The 18,541-nt window shown below is 63.3% G+C and carries 17 protein-coding genes; 15 read left to right on the forward strand and 2 right to left on the reverse strand.

The annotated features are described in order from the left end of the window. The first annotated feature begins 93 nt into the window (after nt 1-93). From O0881_RS20550 to rsmA, 3 genes are read left to right on the forward strand one after another with little or no spacing between them, the layout of a single operon-like run. Complete coding sequence (locus O0881_RS20550) at nt 94-1,482, forward strand: peptidylprolyl isomerase (protein ID WP_289912728.1); 1,389 nt, start codon at nt 94-96, stop codon at nt 1,480-1,482. A 19-nt stretch (nt 1,483-1,501) separates the two neighbouring features. After that, on the forward strand, nt 1,502-2,551 hold the full coding sequence (gene pdxA, locus O0881_RS20555) for a 4-hydroxythreonine-4-phosphate dehydrogenase PdxA (protein ID WP_289912730.1): 1,050 nt from the start codon (nt 1,502-1,504) through the stop codon (nt 2,549-2,551). A gap of 52 nt (nt 2,552-2,603) precedes the next feature. After that, nucleotides 2,604-3,383 (forward strand): 16S rRNA (adenine(1518)-N(6)/adenine(1519)-N(6))-dimethyltransferase RsmA, encoded by a 780-nt coding sequence (gene rsmA, locus O0881_RS20560; RefSeq protein ID WP_076573213.1) that lies wholly within the window; start codon nt 2,604-2,606, stop codon nt 3,381-3,383. Between the two features lie 14 nt (nt 3,384-3,397). On the opposite strand, the gene O0881_RS20565 is transcribed toward rsmA, so the two are convergent. Next, the gene (locus O0881_RS20565) at nt 3,398-4,315 is read right to left on the reverse strand and encodes a LysR family transcriptional regulator (RefSeq protein WP_034778821.1); all 918 of its coding nucleotides are present in this window, start codon (nt 4,313-4,315) and stop codon (nt 3,398-3,400) included. A gap of 226 nt (nt 4,316-4,541) precedes the next feature. Here O0881_RS20565 and O0881_RS20570 point away from each other — a divergent pair, with 226 nt between their 5' ends. Genes O0881_RS20570 through O0881_RS20600 form a run of 7 tightly spaced genes read left to right on the forward strand, consistent with a single transcriptional unit; the run spans nt 4,542 to nt 11,464 of the window. Then, nucleotides 4,542-5,657, forward strand: coding sequence for a porin (locus tag O0881_RS20570; protein ID WP_289912732.1), 1,116 nt, complete (start codon nt 4,542-4,544; stop codon nt 5,655-5,657). A gap of 57 nt (nt 5,658-5,714) precedes the next feature. Beyond that, on the forward strand, nt 5,715-6,737 hold the full coding sequence (locus tag O0881_RS20575) for an ABC transporter substrate-binding protein (protein ID WP_289912733.1): 1,023 nt from the start codon (nt 5,715-5,717) through the stop codon (nt 6,735-6,737). A gap of 21 nt (nt 6,738-6,758) precedes the next feature. Beyond that, nucleotides 6,759-7,598, forward strand: coding sequence for an ABC transporter permease (locus tag O0881_RS20580; RefSeq protein WP_099666257.1), 840 nt, complete (start codon nt 6,759-6,761; stop codon nt 7,596-7,598). After that, entirely contained in the window at nt 7,595-8,374 is a 780-nt protein-coding gene (locus O0881_RS20585) for an ABC transporter permease (RefSeq protein WP_035822719.1), read from the forward strand. The genes O0881_RS20580 and O0881_RS20585 overlap by 4 nt, the downstream gene beginning before the upstream one ends. A gap of 13 nt (nt 8,375-8,387) precedes the next feature. Beyond that, nucleotides 8,388-9,419 carry an ABC transporter ATP-binding protein gene (locus tag O0881_RS20590; protein ID WP_099666258.1) on the forward strand — a complete coding sequence of 344 codons (1,032 nt, stop codon included), beginning with the start codon at nt 8,388-8,390 and terminating at the stop codon, nt 9,417-9,419. Between the two features lie 19 nt (nt 9,420-9,438). Continuing rightward, the gene (locus tag O0881_RS20595) at nt 9,439-10,383 is read left to right on the forward strand and encodes a nucleoside hydrolase (RefSeq protein ID WP_289912736.1); all 945 of its coding nucleotides are present in this window, start codon (nt 9,439-9,441) and stop codon (nt 10,381-10,383) included. Between the two features lie 25 nt (nt 10,384-10,408). Continuing rightward, a complete protein-coding gene (locus O0881_RS20600; RefSeq protein WP_289912737.1) occupies nt 10,409-11,464 on the forward strand; it encodes an adenosine deaminase in 1,056 nt (351 codons plus the stop codon). 1 nt (nt 11,465) lies between these two features. Here the strand turns inward: O0881_RS20600 and O0881_RS20605 are convergent, their stop codons facing one another. Then, a complete protein-coding gene (locus O0881_RS20605; RefSeq protein WP_289912739.1) occupies nt 11,466-12,848 on the reverse strand; it encodes a short-chain fatty acyl-CoA regulator family protein in 1,383 nt (460 codons plus the stop codon). A 158-nt stretch (nt 12,849-13,006) separates the two neighbouring features. Here O0881_RS20605 and O0881_RS20610 point away from each other — a divergent pair, with 158 nt between their 5' ends. Genes O0881_RS20610 through mmsB form a run of 5 tightly spaced genes read left to right on the forward strand, consistent with a single transcriptional unit; the run spans nt 13,007 to nt 18,528 of the window. Beyond that, entirely contained in the window at nt 13,007-14,515 is a 1,509-nt protein-coding gene (locus tag O0881_RS20610; RefSeq protein ID WP_289912740.1) for a CoA-acylating methylmalonate-semialdehyde dehydrogenase, read from the forward strand. A gap of 9 nt (nt 14,516-14,524) precedes the next feature. After that, entirely contained in the window at nt 14,525-15,685 is a 1,161-nt protein-coding gene (locus O0881_RS20615; RefSeq protein WP_251351301.1) for an acyl-CoA dehydrogenase family protein, read from the forward strand. After that, the gene (locus tag O0881_RS20620; protein WP_289912743.1) at nt 15,682-16,467 is read left to right on the forward strand and encodes an enoyl-CoA hydratase; all 786 of its coding nucleotides are present in this window, start codon (nt 15,682-15,684) and stop codon (nt 16,465-16,467) included. Before O0881_RS20615 ends, O0881_RS20620 begins: the two co-directional genes overlap by 4 nt. Further along, entirely contained in the window at nt 16,460-17,602 is a 1,143-nt protein-coding gene (locus O0881_RS20625) for an enoyl-CoA hydratase/isomerase family protein (protein WP_289912744.1), read from the forward strand. The genes O0881_RS20620 and O0881_RS20625 overlap by 8 nt, the downstream gene beginning before the upstream one ends. 23 nt (nt 17,603-17,625) lie before the next feature. Beyond that, on the forward strand, nt 17,626-18,528 hold the full coding sequence (gene mmsB / locus O0881_RS20630) for a 3-hydroxyisobutyrate dehydrogenase (RefSeq protein ID WP_289912746.1): 903 nt from the start codon (nt 17,626-17,628) through the stop codon (nt 18,526-18,528). Nucleotides 18,529-18,541: the final 13 nt, after the last annotated feature.

An 18,541-nucleotide genomic window follows, 5' to 3' on the forward strand; every position in this document is an offset into this window, starting at 1 on the left:
GTTGCCGCCGCCGGTGTTCCCGGCGCTGGCACAAACCGGTTTTTTTATTCACCTGAACTCATGAGCGCTCTACACATTATGCGTAATGCCAGTATGCACCAACTCAAAATTGCAACGGTTTTGTTGTGCGCCATTTCCGGCGCCACGACCAGTAGTGTCTGGGCGCAACAGGCTGCGTCAGCGCCTGTCGCCAAGCCCGCCGCCGCGGCACCGGCCAAGGGGTTCACACCACCGGCCTCGAGCAGTGGCCAGACCATCGACTCCATCGCCGTCGTCGTCAATGACGAGGTGATTACGCGCAATGAAGTGGCGGCCCGGATCAAGAGCGTGGAGCAGCGCATGAAGGCGCAGAACGTGCCCTTGCCCGATCCTGCCGACCTGCGTCGTCAATTGCTGGAGCGCATGATTGTCGAGCGCGCCCAAATGCAGCTGGCCAAGGAAATGGGCGTGCGCGTGGATGACCTGACCCTGGACCGCGCGATTGGCCGTATTGCTGAACAGCAAAAAATGACGGTACAGGAACTGCGCAACCAGATGGAAAAGGAAGGCACGCCGTTTGCGACTTTCCGCGAAGAAATCCGCGATGAAATCATCATGCAGCGCCTGCGCGAGCATGAAGTCGACGCCAAGATCCAGATTTCCGATTCCGAAGTGGATAACTTCCTGGAAGCGGAAAAAGCGGCCGCCAGCGAACAGGTGGAACTGAACCTGGCGCAGATTCTCGTGCGCATTCCGGAAAATTCCAGCCCCGAGCAGATCGCCGCACGCCGCGCGCGCGCCGAAGAAGTCAGCCGCCAGCTGCGCACGGGCGCCGATTTCGCCAAGATGGCCGCCACCTATTCCGACGCCAGCGATGCGCTGAGCGGCGGCGATATCGGCTGGCGCCATAGCGACCGCGTGCCGCCCCTGTTCACGGAGCAGTTGCTGAAACTGAAGCCGGGCCAGATCACGCCTATCATCAAGAGCAACACCGGTTTCCACATTCTCAAGCTGGTGGACCGCCGCAGCGCGGCCGAAGCGCAAGCCGTCGCTGCCGTGCAGCAGACGCATGCCCGCCATATCTTGCTGAAAGTAACACCGACCTTGTCGGCTGCCGAAGCCAAGCGCAAATTGCTGGAATTGAAAGAGCGTCTCGATAACAAGGCCGCCAAGTTCGAAGACCTGGCCCGCTTGTTCTCGAACGACGGTTCGGCCGCCAAGGGCGGCGACCTGGGCTGGCTGTATCCAGGCGACACCGTGCCGGAATTTGAAACGGCGATGAATGCGCTGAAACCGGGCGAAGTGAGCCAGCCGATCGAATCGAGCTTTGGCTTCCACCTGATCGAAGTGCTGGAACGCAAGAGCGATGACGTCTCGAAGGAGAAGCAGCGCGCCGCCGCGCGCAATGCCTTGCGCGAACGCAAGCTGGAAGAAGCGACGGAAAACTGGGCGCGCGAAGTGCGCGACCGTGCCTACGTCGAATTCCGCGCGGACGACCAGTAATGCTGCTGATTCATTGCGCATGAGTAACTTGCCCCTTGCACGCCGCCCAGCCATCGCCATCACTTGTGGCGAACCGGCCGGTGTCGGCCCGGAAATCTCCATACGCGCGGCCTGGGCCATGCGCAATGAAGTCAACTGCATCCTGCTGGGCGACGCCGCCTTCCTGGCGCTGACGGCCAGCCTGATCGACCCGGACATCCGCCTGGCGGCGCTGTCGCTGCAAGCCGTGCGCAACAGCGGCCTGCCCCAGTTCGGACCGGGCCGCCTGGCCGTGATCGATATTCCCACCGTCAACAATGTCATCCCCGGCGTGCTGGACAAGGAAAACGGGCGCTCCGTGCTCGCTACCCTGGACGCGGCCGTGGAAGGTATCCAGGCCGGCTGGTTTGGCGCCATGGTCACGGCACCCTTGCAAAAGAGCACGATCAACGACGCCGGCGTGGCCTTTTCCGGCCATACGGAATACCTGGCAGAAAAAACCGATACGCCGCAGGTGGTGATGATGCTGGCCGGCGAACCCGGCCATGGCGAACCGACCCTGCGCGTGGCGCTGGCCACCACGCACCTGCCCTTGAAGGACGTGTCCGCCGCCATCACGCTGGACAGCCTGGCCGTCACCCTGGACATTATCCAGCGCGACCTGCAACAGAAATTCGGCATCGCCGCGCCGCGCATCCTGGTGACCGGCCTGAACCCGCACGCGGGCGAGGGCGGCTACCTGGGACGCGAGGAAATCGATGTCATCGCTCCGGCGATTGCCGCGGCGCAAGCGCGCGGCATCGATGCGCGCGGACCGTATCCGGCCGACACCTTGTTCCAGCACAAATACCTGGCCGATGCCGATTGCGTGCTGGCCATGTACCACGACCAGGGCTTGCCCGTGCTGAAATATGCGACCTTCGGGCGCGGCATCAATGTCACGCTGGGCTTGCCGCTGATCCGCACCTCGGTCGACCATGGCACGGCGCTGGACCTGGCCGCGCAAGGGCTGGGGCTGGCGGATGGACACAGCATGGAGCAAGCCCTGCAAACGGCGCTCGCCATGCTGCGCGCCAGCACCCGCGCCTGACCGCCCACCGGTTTTACCCCGCTACACCGCCTCTAGAATAGAAAAACAGAATATGAAACACGTTGCCCGCAAACGCTTTGGCCAGAACTTCCTGCATGACCGCTTCGTCCTCGACGACATCACGGCTGCCATCGCGCCGCAGGCGGACGATGCCATGGTCGAGATCGGCCCCGGCCTGGGCGCCATGACGGAGCAGCTGCTGCGCCATTTGAAACAGATGCATGTGGTCGAGCTGGACCGCGACCTGATCGTGCGCCTGGAAAAGACCTTCAATCCCGCCAAGCTGACGATCCACTCGGGCGATGCGCTGAAGTTTGATTTCGCGCAAATTCCCGTGCCGGCCGGCCAGAAGCTGCGCATCGTGGGCAACTTGCCATACAACATCTCCAGCCCGCTGCTGTTCCACCTGGCGGACTTCGCGCCGCTGGTGCAGGACCAGCATTTCATGCTGCAAAAGGAAGTCGTCGAGCGCATGGTGGCCGAGCCGGGCAGCAAGGCGTATGGCCGTTTGTCCGTGATGCTGCAATGGCGCTATGACATGTCGTTGCTGTTCATCGTGCCGCCGACGGCCTTCGACCCGCCGCCGAAAGTGGAATCGGCCATCGTGCGCATGATCCCCGTGGCTGAACGCCTGGCGTGCGACCAGGCGACCCTGGAAGCGGTGGTCATGAAAGCTTTCTCGCAGCGCCGCAAGGTGATCCGCAACTGCCTGGCCGGGATGTTTACGGAAGAGCAGATCAAGGCGGCCGGCATCGACCCGACCCTGCGTCCGGAAACCGTGGGCCTGGAGCAGTATGTTGCCCTGGCGAACTTGCTGAAGGCGCCGGCCTAAGCCCCCGGTTTAACTCAAAACCACTGGTCGACCTGTTGCAGATCTTGCCGCAACGCTGAAAAGCAATCGTCGACATGGTGGTTGCGGCTGATTTCATTGCGCCGCATCAAGGCGATCTTGCGCTTGCACGTAGGCTGGCGCAGCGGCGCCACGTGCAAGTCCTCGTCGTTGAGGAAAGTCGTGTACAGGCTGGGCATGATGCCCACGGCGATGCCGGCGCGCACCACGCCATACAGCGACTCGCTGTGGATCATCTGGTACAGGCTCGACGGACTCAAGCCATGCTGGCGCAGCGCGCTCGAGGCGAACTCCCAGATGCTGCCCTTGGTAAACACGACGATTTCCTGTCCCGCCAACTGTTCCCAGCGCACTTCCTTGAGCGGCGCCAGCGCATGGCGTCCCGCCGTCACCAGCACCAGCTCGTCTTCGAACAGGCCCACGCTTTCCAGCGACACGGAGCCGGGCACCTCGATGCCTACGCAAAAGTCCAGCTGGCCCGAATGCAGCGCGTGCAGCAAGCCATCGTTGGGCATGTCCGACAGGACGATTTCCACTTCATCGCCATGCTGTTCGCAGTAGCGCGCCACCACCACGGCCGTCATCGCCATGGCCGAGGGGATGGCGCCGATGCGGATGCGGTGGCGGCCGCTGCCGATGGCGCGCTGGATATCGGCAAAGGTATTGCTCGCCGTATTCAATAAATGCGTGGCGTAATCGAGCGCCAGCTTGCCTTCGCGCGTCAGTTCCAGCTGGTGGGTTGTGCGGTTAAACAACTTTTTTCCCAGTTGATTTTCCAGCAGCTTGATCGACGCGCTGAGGGCCGGCTGGGTCACGCACAATTCCTGTGCAGCCTTGCTGAAGCTGTTTACCCGGGCTAAGGTGGCAAACGCTTGCAAATGTCGTAAGGAAATCTTCTTGCTCAACTCATGCATGGTTTTGCTTATTAGAAAAAGTAATGGATTTATAAAAATAAACAAATTTTCTTATCCCGCAATTTACCATATTCTGGACTGGTCTTTACTTGTCTTGAATGCAACAATATTCAGGAGAAGAGCCTGGAATGCGGCGCCGGCACTCGCGGCGGTGCGCCAGGCAAGGGACGCATCAATAAAATAATTCCAAAAAAACTCAGGGTTTATTCTTTTTAGGGCGGCGGCGATGAACAAATGGATGACTGGAACGATGGTAGTTGGGGGCTTGCTGGCGGCGCAGGGCGCGGCGCAGGCGCAAAGCAGCGTGCAAGTGTATGGCTTGCTGTCGGCCGGTATCGGCTATGTATCGGATGAGGGTAACGGCAGCCGCACGCACGCGCTGAGCGGCACGAATCAGAATCCCCGCATCGGTTTCCGCGGCCAGGAAGACCTGGGCAACGGCACCAAGGCCGTCTTCGCGCTGGAAAACGGTTTTAACGTCATGACGGGTACGGCCTCGCAAAGCGGCCGTCTGTTCGGTCGCCAGTCGTATGTGGGCCTGTCGAGCAACGACAAGGGCACCCTGACCCTGGGCCGCCAGTACGAAGCCGTCAAGGACTTGCTGGGTCCGGTGGTCATCGCCAGTAACGGCGTGCACATCGGCGACAACGACAATGGCTACAACAACCTGCGCGTGCAAAATGCCGTCAAGTACGTCAGCCCGAACATCAGCAACCTGTCGTTTACGGGTTTGTACGGTTTCAGCGAAAATCCGGAAGATTCCAACCGCAACCGCGTCTACAGCATGGGCGCAGGCTACAAAGTCGATGCCTTCAGCTGGGCCGTCGCCTACACCAAGATGGATCGCCCGAACAGCCCGGACGCGCCGAATGGCGCCATCGGCAATGACTACGGCAGTTCCCTGTTGATCTTCAACAAGAGCGCCGTCAAGGGCGCGGGCGTGGACAGCCAGGCCATCGCCGGCACGGGAGGCTTTTATAATGTGGGCAGGACCAAGTTTGGCGCGCTGTACACCAACGTGCGCTACCACTACCTGGACCAGAGCAATCTGACCTTGCAAAACGTGGACTTGAACGTGAACCACAAGCTGACGGAAGCGTTGAACCTGGGCGCGTCGTATTTCTTTACCACTGGTAAATATGACGTGATCAACAAGACGCCGAAATGGCATCAGGTCAACTTCCAGGCCGATTACTTCCTGTCCAAGCGCACCGATGTCGCCATCACCTGGAGCTACCAGAAAGCGGCCGGCGATGCGACGTTCGCGCGCGTGTTCGGCTTTGGCGCCTCGGGCGGCAAGACGCAAAGCGTGCTGATCGTCGGCATGCGACATTATTTCTGAGTCTGATTCATCTTTACAGGCGCTGTCCCGCAGCGCCGTCCCCTGAAAGGAAGCATCTTGAAAAAGCACCTCATGTTGGCGTTGAGCCTAGGCTTGCTGGCCAACGCCGCCCACGCGGAAAAACGCGAGCTGGTCATTTCGGCCTACCCGATTGCCCAGCCCTTGTTCATGAAGTATGTGTACGAGCCGTTCAAGGCCAAATGCGGTTGCGATATCAAGGTGGAAACGGGGAATAATGCGGACCGCATCGCCAAGCTGGTGGTGCACAGCAAGAACCCGGTGATCGACCTGGTCTTGCTGTCCGATTCCGGCATGCTGGAAGCGGCGCAAAAGGGCGTGATCCAGCCCATGGATTACTCCAAGCTGAGCAATTACAAGGCCCTGTACGACGTGGCGAAAAACCCCATCGGCGGCAACTACGCCGTCGGCTATACCCTGTATTCCGTGGGACTGGTGTACCGCAGCGACAAGATCGCCCCGCTGACGTCCTGGAAGGACCTGTGGCGCCCTGAACTGAAGGGCCGCGTGGCCTTCCCCGACGTGAGCACCACGCAGGGCCCGTTGATGCTGCGCATGGCCGATGCGGCCTGGGGCGGCAAGACGGACGATTACGCCACCGGCTTTGCGAAGATCGTCGGCATGAAGGGCAACGTCGTCACCTTCTCGAAAAACAGCGCGCAGCTGGCCGCCCTGTTTGCCCAGGATGAAATCTGGGCCGCGCCTGTGGCGCGCTTCACCTGGTCGCAAATGCTCAAGACGGGCCTGCCCCTGAAATGGAGCATCCCGGCCGAAGGCCAGGCGGCCGGCATGAACGTGATGGGCATCGTGGCCGGCTCGAAGAATGCGGACCTGGCGTACCAGCTGATGGATTTCTGGCTGTCCAAGGAAGTGCAGACGCAGCTGGCGACCAACCTGGTCGACTCGCCCGTCAACAAGGACGTGCGCCTGTCCGTGGCCGCCGCGCAATTCAACACCTATGGCGCCGACCAGATCAATTCGCTGAAATTCGTCAAACCGGAAACCATCATCAAGCAGCGCAGCAACTGGATGACGCAGTGGAACAAGGCCATGAGCAAATAGTGGTGACGAGGAGAAAACACCATGTTTGCTGATCCAAAAAAGCGCCTGGGACTGCTGCTGGTCCTGCCGGCGCTGATCTTTATCGTTGTCTGCTTCCTGCTGCCCGTGCTGGCCTTGCTGGTCGACGCCTTCCGCGTCGGCGACGGCATGCAGTGGGGCGTGGACCGCTTCGTCGAATTCTTTTCGCAAGAGTTCAACCGCACCATCTTCTGGCGCACGCTGCGCATCGCCGCGCTGGTGACGCTCGCTTCCATCATCCTCGGCTACCCGGCCGCGCAAGCCGTGGCGCGCGTGTCGCCGAAGTGGCGCGGCCTGGTGGTGGGCATGATGATCCTGCCGCTGATGGTCTCGCCGATCGCGCGTACCTACGCCTGGATCGTGCTGCTGGGCCGCAACGGCGCCGTCAACGCGGCGCTGGTCAACATGGGCTTGACGGAAGAGCCGCTGCGCCTGCTGTTCAGCGAGTTCGCCGTGTTTGTCGGCCTGCTGCAACTGCTGCTGCCGCTGATGCTGATGTCGCTGGCGGGCGCGCTGGAAAACCTGCCGCGCGACGTGGAACCGGCTGCCGCCACCCTGGGCGCCAATCCATGGCAAGTGTTCTGCAAGGTCACCCTGCCGCTGACGCAGGAAGGCCTGGTTGTCGGCGGCACCCTGGTGTTTACGGGCTGCGTGACGGCCTATGTGACGCCGGCCCTGCTGGGCGGCACCAAGGTGCTGATGCTGGAAACCCTGCTGTACCAAAAGGTCAGCGTGGAGAGCGATTTCGGCGCGGCGAACGTCATCGCCGTCATCCTCGTCTGCATGACCTTGCTGGTGAATGCCGGCCTTAAACGTATTTCCTCGAGCCGGAGTTCCGTATGAAAGAAAGCCTGTTTTCACGTGCCGTTTTATGGCTGGTATTCCTGTTCCTGCTGGGGCCTTTCGCCATCGTCGTGCTGGCCGGTTTTTCCGGCGGCGAAACCCTGGCGTTTCCGCCCGAGTCGTATTCGCTGCGCTGGATTCTTGAAGTGTGGTCGGCGCCCGAGTTCCGCCGCGCCTTCCAGACCAGCCTGGAAATCGGCCTGATCGCCACCGTCATCGCGCTGTTGCTGGGCATTCCCGTCGCGTATGCGTTTTCGCGCATGCCGCCGCCGGGCATCGGCGCCATCCGGCAGATATTGACGTCGCCGCTGATCATTCCCGCCATCCTCGTGGGCCTGGGACTGCTGCACCACCTGGTCCTGACCATCAATGCGCCCGTCTACGTGGGCCTCTTGATCGGCCATATCGCGCTGCTGATTCCGTACTCGGTGCGCGTCGTGTACGCCAGCCTGGTGAATCTGCGCGTCGATATCGAGGATGCCGCCATCACGCTGGGCGCGTCGCGTTTGCGCGCGTTCTTCATGATCGTGCTGCCGAATATCCGCAACGCCGTGATCGCCGCCTTCTTCCTCGCCTTCGTCACCTCGTTCAACCAGGTGCCCGTCTCGCTGTTCCTGACGGGCCCGGGCATCAGCACCTTGCCGATCGAGATGCTGGGGCATATGGAAAACAGCTTCGATCCGTCGATCGCTGCCCTGTCGACCTTGCTGGTCTTGTTCACCATGGCCTTCGTGATGGTGACCGAGAAGGTGCTGGGCATTTCTAAATACATGTAAGAGGCAACACACGATGAGTTATCTGGAACTGCACAAGCTGAACCTCGGCTACGCCAAGAACACGACGTCCGTGAAAGACCTGGACCTGCACGTCGAGCAGGGCGAACTGATTTCCCTGCTCGGCCCCAGCGGCTGCGGCAAGACCACCACCATGCGCGCCATCGCCGGCCTGATGCCGCTGCAGTCGGGCCGCATCGTGCTCGACGGCCGCGAAATCGGCAAGCTGGCGCCGAACAAGCGCAATATCGGCATGGTCTTCCAGTCGTACGCGCTGTTCCCGCACTTGAATGTATACGACAACATCGCTTTCGGTTTGCGCTTGCGCAAGGTCGCGCCAGCTTTGCTGAAAACGAAGGTGGAAGCGGTGATCGCCGCCGTCGGCCTGACGGGTTTTGAAACGCGCCTGCCGGCGCAGATGTCCGGTGGCCAGCAGCAGCGCGTGGCGCTGGCGCGCGCCATCGTCGTCGAGCCGGCCCTGCTGCTGCTCGACGAACCGCTGTCGAACCTGGACGCCAAGCTGCGCGTGCAGATGCGCGCCGAACTGCGCCGCATCCAGCGCGAGCTGGGCATCACCATGCTGTACGTGACGCATGACCAGGAAGAAGCGCTGGCCCTGTCCGACCGCATCGTCGTCATGAATGGCGGGCGCATCGAGCAATTGGCCGCGCCGGAAGCCGTCTTCAATACGCCGTCGACGCGTTTCGTCGCCAACTTCATGGGATTCGAGAACCTGTTCGACTACCGCGACGGCGCGCTGCACCACGCGGGCGCCAGCCTGCCGTACACGTCGCCCGTCGCGGCCGGCACCACGGTGCTGGGCTGGCGTCCGGACAAGGTGCGCGTCTGCGCGCCCGACGACGCAGCGGGCCAGTATCCGGGTACCGTGCTGGCGCGGGGCTTCCTGGGCGACACCGTCGAATACCTGCTGCAAACGCCGCTGGGCCAGGTCAAGGGCATTTGCGCGGCCGGCGGCGCCGCCTGGCGCGAAGGCACGGCCGTCTCCTTCGTGCTGCCGTCCGACAGCGCCCTGTGGCTGGGCGCGTAATTTCTTACTGGAAAGCATCATGACCCAATCCTTGAAAAAGATATGGCTCGATACCGATCCCGGTTTCGACGACTGGCTGACGATGTTGCTCTTGGGCAGCAATCCCGATATCGAGTGGCTGGGCGTGAGCGTGGTGGCGGGCAATGCGCCCGTCGACATCACCTATGACAACGCCTTGCGCATCAAGGCCCATGATGGCTTGACGGTGCCGATTTACCGCGGCTGCGAAGAGCCGCTGGCCGGCGTCATCGAAACGGCGCAGCGCATCCTCGGCGACAGCGGCATGCCGACGACGGGCGAGATCCTGCCGCCCGGCGCCGCCAGCGACGCTGCCGGCCACGCCGTCGACGCGCTGATCGCCGCCGTGCGCAAGTATCCTGGCCAGATCACCATCATGGCGATTGCGCCGATGACCAACCTGGCGACAGCCTTGAGCCGCGCGCCGGACATCGCGGAAAAAATCGTCGAAATCATCCTGATGGGCGGCTCGACCGACCAAGGCAACCACACGGCGGCGGCGGAATTCAATATCTTTGCCGACCCGGAAGCGGCCGCCCAGGTGTTCAAGGCGGGCATCCCGCTGCGCATGTTCGGCCTGAACCTGTGCCGCCAGCTGCTGGTGACGAACGTGGAAGTGGAGCAGCTGCGCGCCATCGGCACGCAGCGCGCGCAGCGTCTGGCCGGCTACCTGGAAGCGTATGTGCGCATCCGCAGTGCCGACGGTTCCGTGCCCATGCCCATGTACGACCCCGTGGTGGCCTTGTACCTGGAAGCGCCGCAGCTGTTCCAGTTCCAGAGCGCCCACGTGGCCATCGAATTGACGGGCGAACTGACGCGCGGCATGACGGTATGCGAATTCCGCGTGCCGCGCCGCGCACCGATCAACACGCAAGTGGCGATGCTGGCCGACGGCCCGGCCGCCATCGAGCGTCTGATGCGCCGCTTGGCCGCCATTCTCGTCTGACCCACTTCACTACGAAACGAGCTTCATGTCTAATTCCCCCCTGAGCATCGAACAGTTTTTACGCGCCATGCCGAAAGTGGAGCTGCATTGCCACCTGTTCGGCACGGTGCGGCAAGCCACTTTCCGTGCGCTGGCCGCCAAGACGGGCAATGTCGTCACTCCCGAGGAAATCGACGCGTTTTACACGCGCGGCGACAAGCCCGTCGGCGTGCTGCGCGTGCTGCGCGCGCTCGACGCGCACCTGATCGTCTCGCCGACGGACCTGTATTGCCTCGCCTACGAATACCTGGAAGACGTGCATGGCCACGGCGTGCGCTACGCGGAATTCTTTTGGAACCCCACCGGCACCGTGCGCGTGTCGGGCATCCGCTATGACGCGGCGCAAGACGCCATCGTGGCCGCCATCCGCGACGCACAGCGCGATTTCGGCGTGGTCGGCCGCCTGATCCCCAGCATCGACCGCGAAGCGAGTCCCGCCGAAGCCGTGCAGATGGTGGAATGGATGAAGGCTTACCGCGCGCCGGAAGTCATCGGCATCGGCATCGATTACCGCGAAAACGACCGCCCGCCAGAACTCTTCATCGAAGCCTACCGCGCCGCGCGCGAGGCCGGCTTCAAGTGCACGGCGCACGCGGGCGAATTCGGCATGCCGTGGATGAACGTGGAGACGGCCATCGAGCAGTTGCAGGTGGACCGGGTCGACCACGGCTACACGATTGTTGATAATCCTCAATTGGCGCAGCGCTGCGTGGAGCGGGGCCTCGTATTTACGGTCGTGCCGACCAATTCCTACTATCTGCGCACCCTGGCGCCCGAGCGCTGGGCATTGGACCACCCGATCCGCGCCATGGCCAAACTGGGCCTGAAACTGCATCCGAACACGGACGACCCGACCCTGCACCACGTGACGCCGACGGGCGCCTGGATGATGATGCGCGAATTCGGTTTCGGCCTGGACGACATGCGCGGCTTCATGCTCAATGGCCTGGACGCGGCCTGGATAGCCGAATCCACGCGGCGCGACTGGCGCGCGGAATTTGCGCGTGAATTCGACGCGCTGCGCGCCCGGGTCGTCGAGTAAGTCAGGCGGACGCTGGCGGCGGTGCCAGCAGCGATGGAAACGCCCGCTGCGGGCAGCTTTGGCGCTCGCACACCTTGCAGCCCGTGCCGATGGGCGTGGCGCTGGTGGGGTCGTGCAAATCGAGTCCCTTCGAATAGATCAGCCGGTGCGCCTGCGAGATGTCGCAGCCCAGCGCCACGGCAAAGGTCTTGCCCGGTGCCCGGAAGCCCGGCGACGCCGTGCTGACCTGGCGCGCGATCCACAGATAGGTGCAGCCGTCGGGCATGCTGGCCACCTGCGTCAGTACCTGTCCCGGATGGCTGAAGGCGTCGTAGACGATCCACAGCGGACACGTGCCGCCCACCCTGGAAAAATGGAAGTCCGTGGCTGACTGGCGCTTCGAGACATTACCCGCGCGGTCGACGCGCACGAAGAAAAACGGCAGTCCTGCCGCCTCGGGGCGCTGCATGGTGCTCAGGCGGTGGCATACGGCTTCGAAACCCACGCCAAACTGGTGCGCCAGGCGCTCGATATCGTAGGCGCGCGTCTCCGCCGCCTGCAAGAAGCGTTGATACGGCATCAGCAGGGCGCCGGCGAAATAATTCGAAAACGCCAGGCGCGCGCTCGTTTGCGCGGCCGCGCCGGAGAATCCCGCCGACAGCACGAGGGCGTCGATCAGCGAACTGTGTTCCAGCAGGCTGATCTGCGCCGCCATCTGGAAGGCGCGCTGGCCGCCCGTCAGGGTGTCGGGCAGCCACAAGATGTGTTGCTGGGCGTCATAGCGGTGCTTGCGCACCATGCCCGCGTCGCCATCGGACAGTTGCACCCGGATGCCGTGGCGCTCCAGCAAACGGCCTTGCAGCGCATCGAGCGGGCGCAGGGCCGGATCGAGTTCACCCGCCACGCTTTCCGCCGCCCGGTCCAGCTCATCGATGTAATTTTGCCGCCGGTTCAGGTATTCGCGCACTTCCTCGTCCGTGGACGGTGCCGCCGAACTGGCGCCGCGGCTTCCATCGTCGAGGCGCGCGGCCAGCGTGTCGGCCCGTTCCGCCATCACCCGGTAGCGCCGCTGCAGCAGCAGAATCGAGCGCGCCAGTTCCGGCATGTTTTCCACCAGCATTTTGAGTTCCGCCATCGAGGTGGGCGGCGCGTCGGGCAATTCGCCGAACACGTCGCGCACATCGGCCAACAGGCTGGCGCTGTCGTGTTCGGAAAAGATTTGCGGATCGACCCCCAGCACGCTGCCGATGCGCAGCAAAATGGGCACCGTCAGCGGGCGCTGGTTGCGCTCCATCTGGTTCAGGTAGCTGGGCGAAATGCCCAGGGACTTGGCCAGCGCCACCTGCGTCATGCGCCGTTCCTCGCGCAGGCGCTGCAGGCGCACGCCCATGAAAACCTTTGCCATCGCGTTTCCTCTTCCCCGGTTTGTGGAGTCTGCAAATTTACAATCTTTGCAGATTAACAGATTCATCTTTGCATTATCTCGCATTTTCACGCCTTGTTTGCGGCCCGTATTGTGCGAATAATGCAAACAGACCTATACCCCCAACGAGGAGACACCGAGTGACCACGCAAACTTCCATCCCTACCGTTCCACTGCTGATCAACGGCGAGTGGGTCGAATCGACCACCACCGTCTGGCGCGACGTCGTCAACCCTGCGACGCAGGAAGTATTGGCCCGTGTGCCGTTCGCCACGCCGGAGGAAGTCAACGCCGCCATCGCCTCGGCCCAGCGCGCCTTCAAGACCTGGCGCAAGACGCCGATCGGCGCGCGCGCCCGCATTTTCCTCAAATTGCAGCAATTGATCCGTGAAAACATGGCCGACCTGGCCGCCACCTTGACCATGGAACAGGGCAAGACCCTGCTCGACGCGGAAGGCGACGTCTTCCGTGGCCTGGAAGTGGTGGAACATGCGGCCAATATCGGCACCCTGCAAATGGGCGAATACGCGCAAAACGTGGCCGGCGGCGTCGATACCTACAGCGTGATGCAGCCGCTGGGCGTGTGCGCGGGCATTACCCCGTTCAATTTCCCCGCCATGATCCCCCTGTGGATGTTCCCGATGGCAATTGCCTGCGGCAATACTTTCGTGCTGAAACCATCGGAGCAAGACCCGCTGGTGACGGAAAAACTCGTGCGCCTGGCCTTGCAGGCGGGCATCCCGGCCGGCGTGCTGAACGTGATCCACGGCGGCGAAGACGTGGTCAACGCCCTGTGCGACCATCCGGACATCAAGGCCATCTCGTTCGTGGGTTCGAGCAAGGTGGGCACGCATGTGTACCAGCGTGCCAGCCTGAACGGCAAACGCGCGCAATGCATGATGGGCGCCAAGAACCACGCCGTCGTCTTGCCTGACGCCAACAAGGAACAGACCCTGAACCAGTTGCTGGGTGCGGGCTTTGGCGCGGCCGGCCAGCGCTGCATGGCCGCGTCCGTCGCCGTGCTGGTGGGCGAAGCGCGCGACTGGCTGCCGGAACTGGCGGCCAAGGCGAAAACCCTGACGGTGGGCGCGGGCAAGGACAATCCGGACCTGGGCCCTGTCATTTCCTGCGCAGCCAAGGATCGCGTGCACAGCCTGGTCGCCAAGGGCATCGAGCAGGGCGCCGTGCTGACCCTCGATGGCCGCGACGTGAAGGTCGATGGCTATCCGAACGGCAACTTCGTGGGACCGACGATTCTGTCCGGCGTCAAACCCGGCATGGTCGTGTATGACCAGGAAATCTTTGGCCCCGTCCTGATCGTCGTCGAAGTCGATACGCTCGATGAAGCGATTGCCCTGGTGAACGCGAATCCGAACGGCAATGGCACGGCGCTGTTCACGCAAAGCGGCGCGGCCGCGCGTTATTTCCAGGAAGAAATCGACGTGGGGCAGGTCGGCATCAATGTGCCCATCCCCGTGCCCGTGCCCCTGTTCAGCTTTACGGGTTCGCGCGGCTCGAAACTGGGCGATTTGGGCCCGTTCGGCAAGCAAGTCGTGCTGTTCTACACGCAGACGCAGACGATTACCCAGCGCTGGTTCACGGACGCGGCCTCGGTGGGCAAGGTCAACACCACCATCAGCCTCAAATAAGGAGCTGGCATGGACTTTGAACTGAGCGACGAGCAGCGCGAGTTCCAGCAGGCGGCGCGCGCGTTTGCCGAAGGCGAACTGGCGCCGCACGCGGCGCATTGGGATGCGGAATCGATTTTCCCGGTGGAAACGATTGCCAAGGCGGGCGAGATGGGCTTTTGCGGCCTGTACACGCCGCAGCGCTGGGGCGGCCTGGGCCTGTCGCGCCAGGATGCGGCCATCGTCTTCGAGGAGCTGGCCGGCGGCTGCACCTCGACCACGGCTTACATCACGATCCACAACATGGCCACCTGGATGCTGTCGCGCTGGGGGCAGGAAGCCCTGTGCGACGAGTGGGTGCCGGCCCTGGCGGCCGGGCAGAAGCTGGCCAGCTATTGCCTGACGGAACCGCAATCGGGCTCCGACGCAGCCTCCCTGCGCACCAAGGCCGTGAAAGAGGGCGATTTTTATGTGCTCGACGGCACGAAAGCCTTCATTTCCGGCGCGGGCCAGACGGATATGCTGATCGTCATGGCGCGCACGGGCGGCGAGGGCGCGGCCGGCATTTCCGCGTTTGCCGTGCCGGCGAACCTGCCCGGTATCGTATATGGCAAGAAGGAAGAAAAGATGGGCTGGAACAGCCAGCCCACGCGCATCATCAGCTTCGACCAGGTGAAAGTGCCTGTTGGCAACTTGCTTGGTGCGGAAGGCGAAGGCTTTGCCATCGCCATGAAGGGCATCGATGGCGGGCGCATCAATATCGCCGTGTGCTCGGTGGGCACGGCGCAGGCGGCCCTGACGCGGGCGCAGGCGTACATGAAGGAGCGCACGCAGTTCGGCCGCGAGCTGGCCCAGTTCCAGGCCCTGCAATTCAAGCTGGCCGACATGCTGACGGAGCTGGTGGCGGCGCGCCAGATGGTGCGCCTGGCTGCCTGGAAACTGGACCAGGAAAGCCCTGACGCCACGGCATATTGCGCTATGGCAAAACGTTTCGCCACGGATGTGGGTTTCAATGTGGCCAACGATGCGCTGCAATTGCATGGCGGCTATGGCTATATCCGCGAGTATCCGCTCGAGCGCCACGTGCGCGACACGCGGGTACACCAGATCCTGGAAGGGACGAATGAAATCATGCGCCTGATCGTCGCGCGAGCGATTTTGAAAGACGGCGCCACGGAGACCTTACGATGACCAAAGTGTATACCAATCTGCTGCTGGAACGCCGTGGCCATACGGCCCTGGTAACCCTCGACAACCCGCCCGCCCACACGTGGACCCTGGACAGCCTGCGCGCCCTGAGGGACCTGGTGGCCGACCTGAATGGGGACCCGGACGTGTACGCGCTCGTGATCACGGGCGGCGGCGCCAAGTTCTTTTCGGCCGGCGCCGATCTGAAAGTGTTTGCCGACGGCGACAAGGATATGGCGTTCGCCATGGCCGCCGCCTTTGGCGAGGCGTTCGAGGCGCTGTCCGCGTTTCGCGGCGTCAGCATCGCCGCCATCAATGGCTACGCCATGGGCGGCGGCCTGGAATGCGCGCTGGCGTGCGATATCCGCATTGCCGAGGAACACGCGCAGATGGCCTTGCCGGAAGCGTCCGTCGGCTTGCTGCCGTGCGCGGGCGGCACGCAGCACTTGCCGTGGCTGGTGGGCGAAGGCTGGGCCAAGCGCATGATTTTGTGCGGCGAGCGGGTCGATGCGGCCAAGGCCCTGGCCATCGGCCTCGTTGAGGAAGTCGTGCCAACCGGCAAGGCTGCCGCCACGGCGCTGGCCCTGGCCGCCAAGGTGGCCCGCCAAAGCCCCAGCAGCGTGACGGCGTGCAAGACCCTGATCCAGGGCGCGCGCAGCCATCCGCTCGTCGCTTCCCTGCCCGATGAACGCACCCTGTTCCTGGGCCTGTTCGATACGCAAGACCAGAAAGAAGGCGTGCAAGCGTTCCTGGAAAAACGTCCGGCGGAGTGGAAGAATGGCTGAAAATACTGTGGCTGAAACCTTGGTTGAGACCGTCAAGATAGAAGAGCGCGACTGTCCCGGCGGCATGAAGCTGGGCGTCATCACCCTTGATGCGCCAAAGTCCTTGCACGCGCTGACCCTGGAGATGATACGCGTCATCGATGGCGCCCTCGTGCGCTGGGCCGGTGACGACGCCATCGCCTGCGTGGTGCTGCAATCGTCGACCGACAAGGCCTTCTGCGCGGGCGGCGACGTGCGCAGCCTGCGTTCGGCCGTCGTCGAGCAAGCGGGTGTCGTGCCGAACCCGCAGGCGCTGGCCTTCTTTGCCGAGGAATACCGGCTCGACCACCGCATCCACACGTATGCGAAACCGCTGCTGGTGTGGGGCGGCGGCATCGTCATGGGCGGCGGCCTGGGGCTGATGGCGGGCGCCAGCCACCGCGTCGTGACGGAAGGCACGCGCATCGCCATGCCGGAAATCACGATTGGCTTGTTCCCGGACGTGGGCGGCAGCTGGTTCCTGGGCCGCATGCCGGGTCGCAGCGGCCTGTTCCTGGGGCTGACGGGGGCACCGATGAACGCGGCTGACGCCCTGTTTGCGGGCCTCGGTGACTATTTCCTGCGCCAGGAAGAGCGGAACATGGTGCTGGACGCGCTGGCGCTGGCGCAATGGCAAGCCAGCCCGCAGGCGAACAGCGAGCAGCTGGGCCGCCTGCTGCGCGGCTTCTCGGCTCCCGCGTCCATGCTGCCCGTGTCCGAAGTGCGCGCCAACTTCGACGCCATCGCCGCGCTGACGCAAGCGCCCACCTTGCCCGAAGTGGTGGCCGCCATCGCCGCGTATGACGGCGATTCGGCCTGGCTGCAAAAGGCGGCCCACTCGCTGCACAAGGGCGCGCCCAGTTCCGCCGCTCTGGTCTGGGCCATGCGCGAACGCACGCGTCACATGAGTTTGGCGCAAGTGTTCCAGCTGGAATTGATCGTTGCCGTGCAGTGCTGCGCCCATGCGGACTTCAGCGAAGGCGTGCGCGCCTTGCTGATCGACAAGGACAACGCGCCGCAGTGGCAGCCAGCCAGCCTGGCCGACGTCGGCGACGCGTATCTCAATGGGTATTTCACGGCGCCGTGGGATAGCCATCCTTTGCGCGACCTACATTAAAAGAACAACAGGAGACTTCAAAAATGCAACATATCGCTTTCATCGGCTTGGGCAACATGGGCGCGCCGATGGCCCGCAATCTGGTGGCCGCCGGCTTCCACGTATCCGTATTCGACCTGACGCCGGCGGCAGTGGCGTCGCTCGTCGAGGCGGGCGCCACGGCGGCCGCCTCCGCCAGCGCGGCCGTGCAGACGGCCGACGCCGTCATTACCATGTTGCCCGCCAACAAGCACGTCCAGGAACTGTACCTGGCGGCGGGCGGCGTACTGGACTCGGCCAAGCCCGGCGCCCTGTTCATCGATTGCAGTACCATTGCCGCCGATGTGGCGCGGCAGGTGGCGCAGGCGGCCAGCGAGCGGGGCTTTACCATGATCGATGCGCCCGTCTCGGGCGGCACGGCGGGCGCGGCAGCCGGCACCCTGACCTTTATCGTCGGCGGCAGCGAAGCGGCCTTGCAGCAGGCGCGTCCCCTGCTGGAAAAAATGGGCAAGAACATCTTCCATGCGGGCGAGGCGGGCGCGGGCCAGGTGGCGAAGATTTGCAACAACATGCTGCTAGGCATCTTGATGGCGGGCACGGCCGAAGCGCTGAACCTGGGCGTGGCGCATGGCCTGGACCCGAAAGTGTTGTCCGACATCATGGCCAAGAGTTCGGGCTGCAACTGGACCCTGGAAGTGTACAACCCGTGGCCAGGCGTCATGGACGGTACGCCCGCGTCGCGCAATTACACGGGCGGCTTTGGCACGGCGCTGATGCTGAAAGACCTGGGCCTGGCGCAGCAATCGGCCCTGTCGGCGAACGCGCCCACGCCCTTGGGCGGCCTGGTGCGTCAGATGTACCAGATGCATGCGCAAGCCGGTTATGCGCAGCAGGATTTCTCCAGCATCGTGCAGATGTTGCAGCCGGGCTTGAATAAACCCGCGTGAGAAATTCTGGGCA

Source organism: Janthinobacterium sp. SUN100 (assembly GCF_030397705.1).
GTDB classification, from domain to species: domain Bacteria; phylum Pseudomonadota; class Gammaproteobacteria; order Burkholderiales; family Burkholderiaceae_D; genus Janthinobacterium; species Janthinobacterium kumbetense.